This window comes from Flammeovirga pacifica (assembly GCF_000807855.2).
Taxonomy (GTDB): domain Bacteria; phylum Bacteroidota; class Bacteroidia; order Cytophagales; family Flammeovirgaceae; genus Flammeovirga; species Flammeovirga pacifica.
Genome location: NZ_JRYR02000001.1, coordinates 3,601,746 through 3,614,277, shown reverse-complemented (window position 1 = coordinate 3,614,277; position 12,532 = coordinate 3,601,746). Strand labels below are relative to the sequence as shown.

12 protein-coding genes are annotated in these 12,532 nt (G+C 33.4%); 4 read left to right on the top strand and 8 right to left on the bottom strand.

All coding sequences use genetic code 11. The annotated features are described in order from the left end of the window. Positions 1-27: 27 nt before the first annotated feature. From porL to dtd, 6 genes are all read right to left on the bottom strand, one after another. The gene (gene porL / locus NH26_RS14195; protein WP_044228515.1) at positions 28-846 is read right to left on the bottom strand and encodes a type IX secretion system motor protein PorL/GldL; all 819 of its coding nucleotides are present in this window, start codon (positions 844-846) and stop codon (positions 28-30) included. Positions 847-930: 84 nt separating this feature from the next. Next, positions 931-1,983, bottom strand: a complete 1,053-nt coding sequence (gene porK, locus NH26_RS14190; protein ID WP_044228512.1) for a T9SS ring complex lipoprotein PorK/GldK — start codon at positions 1,981-1,983, stop codon at positions 931-933. Between the two features lie 161 nt (positions 1,984-2,144). Beyond that, positions 2,145-3,116, bottom strand: coding sequence for a PorP/SprF family type IX secretion system membrane protein (locus tag NH26_RS14185; RefSeq protein ID WP_052432283.1), 972 nt, complete (start codon positions 3,114-3,116; stop codon positions 2,145-2,147). A 239-nt stretch (positions 3,117-3,355) separates the two neighbouring features. Then, the gene (locus NH26_RS14180) at positions 3,356-4,135 is read right to left on the bottom strand and encodes a uroporphyrinogen-III synthase (protein WP_044228511.1); all 780 of its coding nucleotides are present in this window, start codon (positions 4,133-4,135) and stop codon (positions 3,356-3,358) included. A 54-nt stretch (positions 4,136-4,189) separates the two neighbouring features. Further along, entirely contained in the window at positions 4,190-5,329 is a 1,140-nt protein-coding gene (locus NH26_RS14175) for a DUF4271 domain-containing protein (protein WP_044228510.1), read from the bottom strand. A gap of 3 nt (positions 5,330-5,332) precedes the next feature. Next, positions 5,333-5,785 carry a D-aminoacyl-tRNA deacylase gene (gene dtd, locus NH26_RS14170; RefSeq protein WP_044228509.1) on the bottom strand — a complete coding sequence of 151 codons (453 nt, stop codon included), beginning with the start codon at positions 5,783-5,785 and terminating at the stop codon, positions 5,333-5,335. 222 nt (positions 5,786-6,007) lie between these two features. Between dtd and NH26_RS14165 the strand changes: the two genes are divergently transcribed. Then, on the top strand, positions 6,008-6,637 hold the full coding sequence (locus tag NH26_RS14165; RefSeq protein WP_052432282.1) for a hypothetical protein: 630 nt from the start codon (positions 6,008-6,010) through the stop codon (positions 6,635-6,637). Between the two features lie 88 nt (positions 6,638-6,725). Then, positions 6,726-7,214 (top strand): cytidine deaminase, encoded by a 489-nt coding sequence (cdd, locus tag NH26_RS14160; protein WP_044228507.1) that lies wholly within the window; start codon positions 6,726-6,728, stop codon positions 7,212-7,214. Between the two features lie 5 nt (positions 7,215-7,219). Here cdd and NH26_RS14155 read toward each other — a convergent pair whose 3' ends face one another. Further along, positions 7,220-8,347, bottom strand: coding sequence for a hypothetical protein (locus NH26_RS14155; protein WP_139263071.1), 1,128 nt, complete (start codon positions 8,345-8,347; stop codon positions 7,220-7,222). Between the two features lie 129 nt (positions 8,348-8,476). Between NH26_RS14155 and rnr the strand changes: the two genes are divergently transcribed. Together rnr and NH26_RS14145 are read left to right on the top strand one after the other, a co-directional pair. Further along, entirely contained in the window at positions 8,477-10,669 is a 2,193-nt protein-coding gene (rnr, locus tag NH26_RS14150) for a ribonuclease R (RefSeq protein WP_044228502.1), read from the top strand. A 22-nt stretch (positions 10,670-10,691) separates the two neighbouring features. Further along, positions 10,692-11,201 (top strand): phosphoribosyltransferase family protein, encoded by a 510-nt coding sequence (locus NH26_RS14145; RefSeq protein WP_044228496.1) that lies wholly within the window; start codon positions 10,692-10,694, stop codon positions 11,199-11,201. Positions 11,202-11,262: 61 nt separating this feature from the next. Here the strand turns inward: NH26_RS14145 and NH26_RS14140 are convergent, their stop codons facing one another. Continuing rightward, complete coding sequence (locus NH26_RS14140) at positions 11,263-12,243, bottom strand: alpha/beta hydrolase (protein ID WP_084812275.1); 981 nt, start codon at positions 12,241-12,243, stop codon at positions 11,263-11,265. Positions 12,244-12,532 lie beyond the last annotated feature (289 nt).

Below are 12,532 nucleotides of genomic sequence, written 5' to 3'. Positions count from 1 at the left end.
AAATTAGACATCTTTTGAAAGACTAATTTAGCCTTTCATAGCAGTTAGCATTTTACCATAAACATTGTTCAACTGAGTTAAGTTTGTTGTCAATGTAGACATTTGCGTTTTGAACTTAGAAGCTTCTTTAGATGCTTCGTCCATACTTTGAACAGCGTTCGCTAAATTACCATGGAATTTATTGATTGTTTTAAGATGGTTATTCGCATCTTTCAATTCCATTTCATAAACTGCATTTAACGCACCTAAGTTCTTAGTGATAGCTTGAACTTGAGCTTGGTGAGCTTTCGAATCAGCAGCAGTTCCTTCCATAGTTTTCATTGCTGTAACTGTAGTAGAGAACGACTTGTTCAAATCACCCATAGATTTAGTAGCTACTTGTAAGCTTCTTGAGTATTCATCTGAAGCACCTGCAACGCTAGCTACAGATTTCATTTGACCTACTGATTTATTCAAATTCTCCATACCAGATCCAAAGTTTTTGAATACTTCTGGAGTTAATTTTGCGTCTGCTAATAATTTGTCCATTGCACCTAGTGCAGCTAATTCTTTCGATGGATCAGCTTTCTTCACTTTTTTAGGAGCTGCAGCTTCACCACTAGTTAATTCTGGATAAACTAATTCCCAATCATAATGCTTCTCTGGAGGAGCTGCTGGAGCAAATGCACCAATGAAGAATAAAAATGCCTCTGTAATCAGACCTGCTGCTAGAATTGGTCCACCGTTTGGAAGGTGAAGAATTTTGAACATGGCTCCAATAATTACGACTGCGGCTCCTAGGTTTGTTAAGATTGGAGCATATACTCTGTAGAACTTCTGTCTACCCGTTTCGTGAAAATGGCTCATTTCTGTCTGCTTAAAAATTTTCTAATTGATGTGTTACGATAATGTTGATAACCAATTTTGGCAACTAAACATTTAATAAATTACTTAAAAATCAAATCCTGAAGATCTACCCAAGTTGATCATTGCACAACGGAAACCAATATATGATCTCGCTTGTGTTTCAAACTCGTATGATCTTGTTCCTGTTTGAATGTAATAAGGGATATCTTTCCAAGAACCACCTCTTACAATCTTTTTAGGCTCGTTAGGATCTGTGTATGTTGGGTTTAAGTCCCAAACAATCGGATAGCCAGCTGGGTTATAGGCGTCATCGCACCATTCTGCAACATTACCCGACATATCATATAAACCAAAACCATTAGGGAAATAAGCACCTACTGGTGATGTGTAAGAATACCCATCATCGTAATAGTTACCTCTACCTGGTTTAAAGTTTGCCAATGCACAACCTTTACCATTTCTTACATACGGACCACCCCATGGGTATTTCGCCATATCAAGACCACCTCTTGCAGCATATTCCCATTCTGCTTCAGTTGGTAATCTGAAAGCTGGAAGCTCTGCTTGGCCTTGTTCGATTCTGTAGCTATTCAGGTGTCTTGTTCTCCAAGAACAGAATTCTACTGCTGCTCTTCTTGTAACACCTACTACTGGATACTCATCAAATGCAGGATGTGAATAATAATAATCTTGCATTGGTTCACCCATGTGGTATGAGAAATCTTTTTCCCAAACCGTTGTATCTGGTCTTAATTCTTCTTGAATTTGTTCGAATGTCCAATCCGCGCTGGTATCAGACTCCGCTTCCATTCCTTCTATAAATTGACGATACTCATTATTCGTAATCTCAGTTTCATCCATAAAGAAGCCACTAATAGTAACTTGTTTATTCATGTTGATCATCGAATAAGTGATGTCTTCATCTGCCTGTCCCATGTGGAAAGTACCACCAGGAACGTTCGTCATACCTAATGGTATAACTTGCGCATCCCACTCAGGACGGTCTAATGAGCCAGTAAGTTCTCCTTGATCAGAATCACCTCCGCCTCCGAAAGGGCCGCCTCCACCGCAACTCTGAGTAAGGACAGCCATAATGCTTAACATTCCCGTAAGCCTTTTTAATGACAAGCTTTTCATATACTAAAAATTCTCCTACTTGGATTTATTGTTTTCTATCTTGATCTGATTGACAGTTAATAAAGTTTAACTCGATCATAGATACCGGTAACAAAACAAAAAAGATTCCAAAAAGGAGAATTCTCAAAAAAAAATTAAAAATATATAAATATTATCATGTCTTAATCATGTCTATATCTAGGAGTACGTATCGCAGAAGGGGTTTTTGAACCAAAAGAATTAAATCCAAAAGAAAGTAATATTTCATGTGAGGTAGGTGCCTTTGCTACTTGATCTCTTAAAGTATAATCAAATGCATAGCCTATATGAAGCTTTCTAGACTTCAATAAACGGACTCCCGCTAAGATATTCATTGATTCTATTTCCCTCATTCCTGCTCCAACATATACCCATTCTTCTAGGTTCGCTATTAAATTTGCATCAAAAGTGAAAGTACTTAAATCAGACTTAACCAAAACAGAAGGTTCGAGAGAGATCTTGTTAGTAACATCAAAAGACATCCCAAACATACCATTGAAAGACATTTGTAATGCAGAAAAAACACTTTCATTTCCACCGATAAATTCAGAAGGCAATAAATGTTTTGCTGCTAAACCAGCATATAATCTTTCATGTTGAAAGTAAATACCAGCCGAAATATCCGGAACAATAGAATTCAAGTTCAAACCTGGAGTAAAGAAAGGATCATTATCATTTACAAACCTGAGTCTTTCATTATTGATTGACCGATCATATACACCTCCTCGAACACCAAAAGATAAAGTTCCTTTTTTAAGGGGCACAAAATAAGACACGGATACTTGGGCTTCTAAATTACTCATAAGCCCTACATCATCATTGATTACATGAAACCCGACGCCAAGTCTTTTAGATGCAATTGGAGCATTAATTGAAAATAATTGAGTATTCAAGGTTCCATCATTATCAAATGTCCCTTCATAACCTAACCATTGTGTTCTATGAATTAATAGAGCTTCAGCATCAGAGGATGTCATACCTACCGCAGCTGGATTATGAAACGGCTTGGAAAACATATACTGAGTAAATTGAGGATCTTGCTGCCCAAAGATATTCAAAGAGAAAAGTGTAAGTCCTAAGACAAAAGTTTTTATTAGTACTTTATTAAGCTGCATAAAATCAGAGATTACTAAGGGTTAAGTGATGAGGTAGTAAACCCTTTTGAAAAAAAGGGAAGAGTACAGATTATTTTGGTCTGCTTAGTTATGTAACTTTCTTTCCTCTAGCTTTATCACAAACCAGAAGAAAATTGCTTTTATACAATTTAATAAAATAAATGAGCTATCCATTAAAATCTTATATAAAAAAAAGCACCACTTAAATATTAAGTGGTGCTTTTTTATGCTTTTATGATTTATAAGTCATTCGCTTCCTTGATATACAATTCAATGGCTCCTGTCATTGATGGTGCATTAGGAAGTGGTGCTTCAACATTCAAATCGAAACCAGCCTCTCTCACAGCTGCTGCTGTTGTTGGGCCAAATGCTGCAATTCTTGTTTCTTTTTGTTCAAATTCTGGAAAGTTAGTCAAAAGAGACTTAATTCCTGAAGGACTGAAGAAAGCAATCATATCATAATAAATATCGCTTAAGTCAGATAAATCTGCTGCAACTGTTCTATAAATGATAGCTTCATTCATTTCAATTCCCGATTCTGTCATGAAATTAGGAATATCTTCTTTACGAATATCTGAGCAAGGAAATAAGAATTTTTCTGATTTATGTTTTTTAAATAAATCAAACATATCTCTTGCTGTTTTGTATCCTGTAAACAACTTTCTCTTTCTAACTACAATATACTTTTGTAGATAGTTAGCTGTTTGTTCAGAAATACAGAAATATTTCATATCAGTAGGAACTTCTACTTTAAGTTCTTTACATAATCTGAAAAAATGATCAATGGCATTTCTAGAAGTAAAAATAACAGCAGTATGATCCAAAATATTGATTTTTTGAGATCTAAATTCTTTAGCTGTAACACCTTTTACTTCAATGAATGGGCGAAAGTCTATTTTAATACCATACTTCTCTCCTAATTTATGATACGGAGAGTTTTGATTGGCTGGCTCCGGTTGAGACACCAAAATTGATTTTACAGCTTTCTTCACCACTTTACCTGCTATGTCGTTTGCCATGCTTCTGATTTATATTTTTAAAAGTCCTAAGACTTGTTTGTGAGTTATTAGAAATCAACCTATGAATACCTTAACCGCCAGTAACGATGGTAAGAATTCCGTCGCGCAAAAATACGAAAATAAATAATTAAATCTAAGGTTTACTTGTTTATATACAGCGATATACACTAAAAAACTCTTTAAAAAGAAGGCAATACCTATAAAATATCGCATAAAATCCCAAGAAAGGTAAAGAGGATTTAACGTCCATAATACACATAAAAACAAATAAAATAAGACATATACCCAAGTCATTTTATAAAATTCAATGCTATGAATTGAAGAAACTTGTTTATTCCCAAAAATATTTCCTAAAACGTAGATTATAATCAATCTAAAGACAACAAAAAGGAAAATTGAGATAATGATATAAGTGATATTATTAAAAAAATCTGCATACGTTTTATTGGTTTCAGCTGAATTCACTTTCGACAACCAAATATCGCCGGAACCAAACAACATCATGGCTAAACTACCCACTAAAATAAAACACATTAAAAACATGAGTAGCTGTAATGTATTTAATTTATTTATATCCGAACGCCCTAATGTCACTCCTTCAAAAGCTTTCATTATGCTCTCAAATCCAGTTTTTAAACCACCGATTTTTGCACAAATACTTACCAAAATAAAAACAATAACAGACCACATTAATAACATACTACGGTACTGGGAGTTAAAACGTGGTAGAATTATCCCCTCCTCATAGTTTTTAATTTTATCGGATGTCAAAGTCCTGTAAGAATACTGAAAATTGGTTAAGTAAGCCTCAGGCATCCTCCCAGTAACAGTATTGACTACTAATAATATATCTTTTTCTTTACCTACTTTTTCTAACAACAAATGATTTGAAAAGTAGATTGTTTTATTTTCAATATCAGCAACTTTTTGTAATTGATTATTGATAAAGACCGCAGAACCTTCAGGTAATACAAATTCTATCCCTAAACCAAATAGCTCATCTTTGTTTAAAAGGAGGTAAAAGTTTTTTGCAAAAGGATTTTGATCCTCAAGGTAAGGAAGGAAACTAGATGAATTTTTATCATATACTTTCCATTGATCCTGTAGGGAATAAAAATTTTTATCATTTTGTGCAACTGCTTGAATCCCACAAATTAGACAAAGTAGAAGATAAAGAAATCTGAGTTGATGCATCAGTTACTTTTTGTCTTTAGTATCAATAATTATTGTGACAGGCCCATCGTTCAATAAAGACACCTGCATGTCTGCACCAAATTCTCCTGTTTGTATTTTTTTACCCAAATTTGATTCCAAAGCTGAAATCATTTGCTCATATAATGGAATTGCAATATCTGGAGAAGCAGAATTAATGTAAGAAGGTCGGTTTCCTTTTTTAGTACTTGCATGTAAAGTAAATTGAGATATCAACAATATATCTCCATCTATATCAAGGATAGAACGATTCATTTTCCCCTCCTCATCAGAAAAAATTCTTAATCCTGAAATTTTCTTAGACAACCACTCAATATCTGATTGATCATCGTCATGAGTCACTCCTAGAAGAATAAGTAAACCTGCTTCTATTTCTCCTTTCACTTTATTATCTATCTCTACTTTAGCATTACCTACTCTCTGAATGACAGCTTTCATGATTAATTATTTAAGATTTATTTCTTCTTTTGGCTTATCACCTAAAACATTAAATTTTGATGTAAATTTAAAGCTTTATGATTGATTTTTTTAATCTTCAATAATTTTTGAGTAAAATAATGGTATAAACTTTGATGTTTTTTGTACGTCGAAATAATAAACTCGAAAAAAGTCAGTTATTTACGTACATGATCACTCCAATTTCAGAAAACATATTTTACCATGAAAAGGATTTTTATATTACTATTACTCGCTTTTAGCATTGTTGCTGTTGAAAATGATGCTTTCGCCCAAAAGAAAAAGAAAAGTAAAGGCAACGACAAAAAGGCTGAAAAGAAAGAAATTAAAGAGTGGAAAAAGAAACTAAAAGAAACTGACCCTCTTAAATTCCGTGATATGACTCAAGAATTAAACACTCTTAGAGGTCAAGCTTCAGGTCTTAAAGCCGAAATTTCAAAATTGGAGCAAGAGAAAGAAACTTTCGACCAACAACTAAAGGAGAAAGATAACGAAATTGCAGACTTAAGAGCTCAGTTAGACAAGATGAAGTCTAGAATGGACAATAATGTTTCTTCTTCTGGTGATGACTATACCAAAGGTGTTGTATACAAAGTACAAATTGGTGCTTTCAAAAACAGAGATTTATCTAAATTCCAAGAAAAAGGAAATTTCTGGATGGAAGACGAAGATGGCTTGAAAAAATATACGATTGCTTACTTCCGTGACTACGGTGAAGCTGATCAGTTTAAAAAATACATGAGAGCTATGGGTGTTAAAGATGCTTGGATTGTAGCATACGAAGATAACACTCGTAAAGATATCAAAGACGTTAAACGCAAAAGCGGTAAATAATAACGTTAAGATATTTTTATTTAAAAGCCTTTAGATTTATTTCTAAAGGCTTTTTTGTATCTTCAATGTTTAATGAAACAACTGAAGTATGCCTAAAAAAATAAATATAAATATAGAAATCATCACCTACGGTGAGCTTAATGATTTAGCTAAGGAAGATCAAGAATTACTCGAAGCTGCAGAAAAAGCAACCTTCACTTCTTACGCTCCCTATTCAAATTTTAATGTAGGAGCTGCATTAAGATTAGAAAATAACGATATTATTATTGGAAATAATCAGGAGAACGCTGCTTACCCTTCTGGAATGTGTGCCGAAAGAACTGCGATGTATTTTGCAGGTTCAAAATATCCGAATACCACGATAAAAACTATTGCGATTGCTGCTAGAAAAGGAGAGGAAAAAGAATTCATACCTATCTCGCCATGTGGGTCATGTCGTCAAGCAATGTTAGAATATGAAGTAAAACAAGATGAAAATATTCGAGTAATTATGAAAGGGACAGATCAAATCTATGAGCTATCTTCTATTTCAGATTTACTTCCTTTTAAATTTACTCAAAAAGATCTTTTCGAATAAAAGTACTATTGACGAGAAGCTTGTAATCTTTGCATTATAGCTTCTCCATAGACTGTACTACTCGCCTTTTTTTGATATTTCTGCATCAATTTTTGATTCCCTTCTAATTCATAAATTGATTTTAAATATGAATACAAATAAGGTTCGAGATAAATTTTTCTTGTTGATATTTTACTGAGATTATTTTCAGTAGCTAAAAGGAATTCTTTTGCTTGCTCAAACTTTTGATTTTCATAATCCCTCATCCCATTGAGCATTTTTCCTGATAAAACGAAAAAAGAGTGTTTTGAATTAGATAATTTATCTAATTCTAGCTTAAACACCGAATCAGATAACATATCATATTCTGAAAGAACCAACAAAGATTCATAGATTAACCATTCGTTCTTGTTATACCTAGAAATCATATCTCTGGCCAAAAGAATAGAAAGGTCATCTTTGGTATGAGTATAAATCCACATTAAATATTTGTGTGCTTCAGCAGATGCAAAAATACTATGATTCTTAGTGAATGTAATTTGCTCTATACCTAACAGCTTATTTCCTGAGGGGAAGAAAGTTAAAAATGGCTTGTAAATTGGATGTTTCTCAGGGTAGTACTCACGATAGTAATTATAAATACCAGAAGAAAAATTAAACTCAGGTAAATCCTCTGTCATTTCCATTCCTTTTCTAGTCAAAGAATAAACTGATTTTGCTTCACTTACTGCTTTCCATGTTGCCCCTCTAAAGTTATATGCTCTAGCTTTGATACTTTTTGCCAATAACATAAAGTAAATAGCTTCCTTATCGTTCTTATTTTTTGATAATCTACTTTCAGATATGGATATACAATAATCTGCCTCTTTAAACATTTTATCTACAGCCCCATCATTGTGATAATCAAAAGGGGCGTTCTCCCAATATATACCTAACGATTTTAGTAGAAATAATGATGGATGATTAGGCATCATCACTTCAAAACGTACTAGTAAGCTATCAGCCTTTTCAAAATTCCAATGGTAATAAGCATCCATTACTCCCGAGGCAATGTTCAGAGCATCATCATTTTCCCAAAGCATTTTGGGTGTTTGAGCGGTACTTTTTGATAATAAGAATAAAAAAAGCAGACTTATGTATAAAGTTCGTAACATATAAAAGGGATAATCGTCAATATACTAGGTTTTTATCGTAATTTAGCAGAGTTAACAGGGTTTGTGTCAACATCATTCTATTAATATAACAAATCTTGTCTCATCTTTTTCTAGATGTAAATCAAAAACATGACAAAAGGCAAAAAAAAGAATAAAAAAGAAAATTCTCGAGGAAAGCGAAAACCTCAAAAGAGAAGTAGCTTAAATAAATATACTATTGATAGCATCATCAATTTATTGAATTCTTCTCCTGAAAGTAGTTTTAGCTTAAGACAAATCAATAAAGAGGTTAAAATCAAAAGCCAAACAGATAAGGATAAATTAAAATATATTCTTGCCCAATTGGCAGATGAAGGTAAGCTTCAGATAAAAGGTAAAAAGTATCAGTCCATCACTTTAGAAAATGAACTTTCTCAAACACGTACTGCTACTGTTGATTTTGTCAATCCAAAATTTGCCTTTCTAGTGGTCGATAGACAAGAAGGAGAGGAAGAAGAAGATGATATCCGTATTATGGTAAATAATATGAGTAGAGCTCTTCATGGAGACAAAGTAGCTTTCACTACGTTTTTTAATCGTAACAGGAATAGAACTGAAGCGAAAATTACTAAGATCCTTAAGCGAGAGAAAGATGAATATGTAGGTCAACTACAAGTTTCAGATCGTTTTGCTTTTGTAGCTGCTTCGGATAGAAAAATGTTTTTCGACTTTTTTATCCCAAGAGATCAGATTGGTGAGGCAACAAATGGTGACAAGGTGATTGTGAAGATGACCCAATGGAAACCTAATGATAAATCGCCAACAGGTAAAATCATAAAAGTGCTTGGTAAGGCTGGTGATAACAACACCGAAATTCATTCTATTATGTTTGAATTTGGTTTACCATTCGAATTTCCTAAGGAGGTTGAAGCTGAGGCCAACCATATTCCCGATGAAATTCCTGAAGAAGAAATCAAAAATCGTAAAGACTTTAGAAACCGTACAACATTTACGATTGACCCTCTAACTGCCAAAGATTTTGACGATGCCCTTTCTATCAGAAAAATGAAGAATGGTCATTACGAAATCGGTGTTCATATTGCCGATGTTACTCATTATGTTCGTCCGGGTTCTGCACTAGAAGAAGAAGCTTTAAAAAGAGCTACTTCAGTCTATTTAGTAGATAGAACTGTACCTATGTTACCGGAGAAATTAAGTAACGGTCTTTGTTCTTTAAATCCTAACGTAGATAGGTTAGCTTTTGGTGCTATTTTCGAAATGGATGAAGACGGTAAAGTTTATAAACAACAGTTTGGACGTACTGTTATTCACTCTGATCGACGATTTACCTACGAGGAAGCACAGGAAAGAATTGAACAGAAAGACGGCGAATATCAAGAAGAAATTAATATCCTTAATGATATTGCTGAAAAATTAAGACGACAACGTTTTGAAGATGGTGCGATCTCTTTTGAATCTGTTGAACTAAAGTTTGACCTTGATGAAGATGGAAAGCCTACTGGCTTGACTCCAAAGATTAGAAAAGAAGCTCATAAAATGATTGAGGAGTTTATGCTTCTCGCAAATAAACGTGTTGCTGAAAATATTTTTAGGAAAAAACAAGATGGCAAACCATGTACAATGGTATATCGTGTACACGGTGATCCAGATCCTGATAAATTAGCTCAATTTGCTACTTTTGCTAAAAGATTTGGTTACGACCTTAATTTAAGCATGAAGAAACTTCCTCATACTATTAATAAGTTAACAGAGGAAGTGGAAGGTAAACCTGAGCAGAACATCATAGAACAACAAGCTATCCGTACAATGGCTAAGGCAGTTTATACAACAACGCCTGAAGGTCACTACGGTCTTGGTTTCGCTCATTATACTCATTTTACTTCTCCAATACGTAGATATCCAGATATGCTGGTTCATCGACTATTACAGCATTACCTAGATAAAGGAAAATCAGCTGATGAGAATGAATATGAAGATAAGTGTAAGCATTCGTCTGCTAGAGAAAAAGTAGCTGCTGATGCAGAAAGAGCATCCATTAAATACAAACAAGTCGAATTCATGTCTGAGTTTTTAGGTGAAGAGATGGAAGGTACTATTTCTGGTTTAACAGATTGGGGTATGTTTGTAGAATTAAATGATACTCGATGCGAAGGTTTGATTAGATACAGTTCTATGCATGGTGATCAATATATTTTTGATAGTGAAGCAATGATTGTAAAAGGAGCTCGTAATAAAGAGACTTTTCAATTAGGTGATCCTATCAAAGTGATTGTCAAAGAAACCAATATCGAAAAGAGATCAATTGATTTTGAATTAGTTTAAAAACTTATCAGAAAATAATATTATGTCGTTAACAACCAACGTCATCTTATCGCACGAACAAATCGTTCAGAAATTACGACGCATCGCTTTTGAAGTTTATGAAGACAACTTCGGTGCGAAAGAAATCATTTTTGCTGGTATTAAAGGATCAGGTTATCAGTTTACTGAATTATTAAAAAATCAGTTTGACAAAATTGCCCAAATCCCTTCTGATATCACTATGATTACAATTGATAAAACAGCCCCTCTCCAAACGTTTATTGAGGTAGATAAAGACCTTAAAACAATGGAAGGTAAAGTAATTGTTTTAGTAGATGATGTATTAAATACTGGACGTACTCTTGCTTACAGTATTAAACCTTTTTTAGGTATTAGAATCGAAAAGTTACAAGTAGCTGTTTTAGTAGACAGGGGATACCACACTTTCCCTATTGTTCCTAACTTCTTAGGTTATGAATTATCTACCACAGTAAAACAAAATGTTGAAGCTGATTTTTCTGATCCACATAAATTTGTGGTAACATTAAACTAGACTTTAACACCAGATAAAAAAACGACCGATTTCTATTTTAAGAAATCGGTCGTTTTTTTATTTATTTACCCAATAAAAATATTAGAGGAATATCTAATCTACTGTCCCAAGCCCTCTCAGAATGATTTTGACCAGGAAATTTTTGAGTCAACCAATTCGATTTATCAAAATGATGCTTTTTCATTACTTCATCTATTCTTAATTGATATGGTTCATACATTGCATCTAACGTTTCCGTTCCAAAATCGAAATATATTTTATGCGTTTTAGGATCTGGTAAATGAGTATCAGTATAATCTATAATACCATCAGTAACGTTTTTTAAATCATTTTCAGTAAACTTATCAGGAAATATCATTGGCCAATGTGTTGATAAACATGCTGCACCTCCAAATACTTCAGGATATTCACAAATAGCATATAAAGATATTAAACCACCCATGCTTGATCCCATAACAAATGTATTTTCACGCTCTGGTTTTGTTGGATATTTATTATCAATATATGGTTTTAATTCTTTTGTAAGGAACTTCAGATAATTATCAGAGAGAGCCTTACCCTCCATTCTATATTTTAAGACCTTTTTATATAGTTTTTCATCAAGTGTTTCAATTGACTTTTGAGGTAAGTATTCTGAAGAACGATATTTACCATTATTCGGTACGGCTACAACAATAACATCTTTGATATCATTTTCTCCTAACAATTTAGTGATGTGTTCATCAACTTGCCATTCTTGTTTATTCCATGTAATTGTTGAATCAAACAACATCAAACCATCATGCATATACAATACGGCATATTTTTTATCAGCTGAATACCCTTCAGGTAGATAGACATCTACTAAACGGTCATCAATGTAATCCGATTTAAACGACTCAATACGATCAATTTTACCCGCTGCTACCTTTGGTATTTGTAATTGTGATGCTTCACCAACTAAAGGTTTTGATTCTTCTTTTTTGTTCTCGTCCTTTTTCTCAGTAGAAGAACATGAGACAATAATAATAGAGGCTAATAGAACAGAAAATAGTTTTTTCATCTTTTTCAATTTCAGTATTCATTTATTACAGTGAGTGGTCTAAAATAAAGTAATTCAAAAGTGAAATCATTATTTCAGGACCTTTTTATTAATACTGAAATTTAAACTAAATTCTAGAGAATGGAAAAAGGTTTTAGAAAGAATAAGTTATGAGGTGTAAATGATAAGTAATAACTAATAGGTAATAAGGAAATACGAGCTAGAAGCTAGAAGCTAGAAGCTAGAAGCTAGAAGCTAGAAGCTAGAAGCTAGAAGCTAGAAGCTAGAAGCTAGAAGCTAGAAGCTAGAA

What these genes read in the sequence shown, in the direction of transcription:
- porK (WP_044228512.1), bottom strand. Translation starts at nt 1,983, where the DNA reads ATGAAAAGCTTGTCATTAAAAAGGCTTACGGGAATGTTAAGCATTATG.
- dtd (WP_044228509.1), bottom strand. Translation starts at nt 5,785, where the DNA reads ATGAAAGCTGTCATTCAGAGAGTAGGTAATGCTAAAGTAGAGATAGAT.
- NH26_RS14140 (WP_084812275.1), bottom strand. Translation starts at nt 12,243, where the DNA reads ATGAAAAAACTATTTTCTGTTCTATTAGCCTCTATTATTATTGTCTCA.
- cdd (WP_044228507.1), top strand. Translation starts at nt 6,726, where the DNA reads ATGCCTAAAAAAATAAATATAAATATAGAAATCATCACCTACGGTGAG.
- NH26_RS14180 (WP_044228511.1), bottom strand. Translation starts at nt 4,135, where the DNA reads ATGGCAAACGACATAGCAGGTAAAGTGGTGAAGAAAGCTGTAAAATCA.
- porL (WP_044228515.1), bottom strand. Translation starts at nt 846, where the DNA reads ATGAGCCATTTTCACGAAACGGGTAGACAGAAGTTCTACAGAGTATAT.
- NH26_RS14175 (WP_044228510.1), bottom strand. Translation starts at nt 5,329, where the DNA reads ATGCATCAACTCAGATTTCTTTATCTTCTACTTTGTCTAATTTGTGGG.
- NH26_RS14155 (WP_139263071.1), bottom strand. Translation starts at nt 8,347, where the DNA reads ATGTTACGAACTTTATACATAAGTCTGCTTTTTTTATTCTTATTATCA.
- NH26_RS14165 (WP_052432282.1), top strand. Translation starts at nt 6,008, where the DNA reads ATGAAAAGGATTTTTATATTACTATTACTCGCTTTTAGCATTGTTGCT.
- NH26_RS14185 (WP_052432283.1), bottom strand. Translation starts at nt 3,116, where the DNA reads ATGCAGCTTAATAAAGTACTAATAAAAACTTTTGTCTTAGGACTTACA.
- rnr (WP_044228502.1), top strand. Translation starts at nt 8,477, where the DNA reads ATGACAAAAGGCAAAAAAAAGAATAAAAAAGAAAATTCTCGAGGAAAG.
- NH26_RS14145 (WP_044228496.1), top strand. Translation starts at nt 10,692, where the DNA reads ATGTCGTTAACAACCAACGTCATCTTATCGCACGAACAAATCGTTCAG.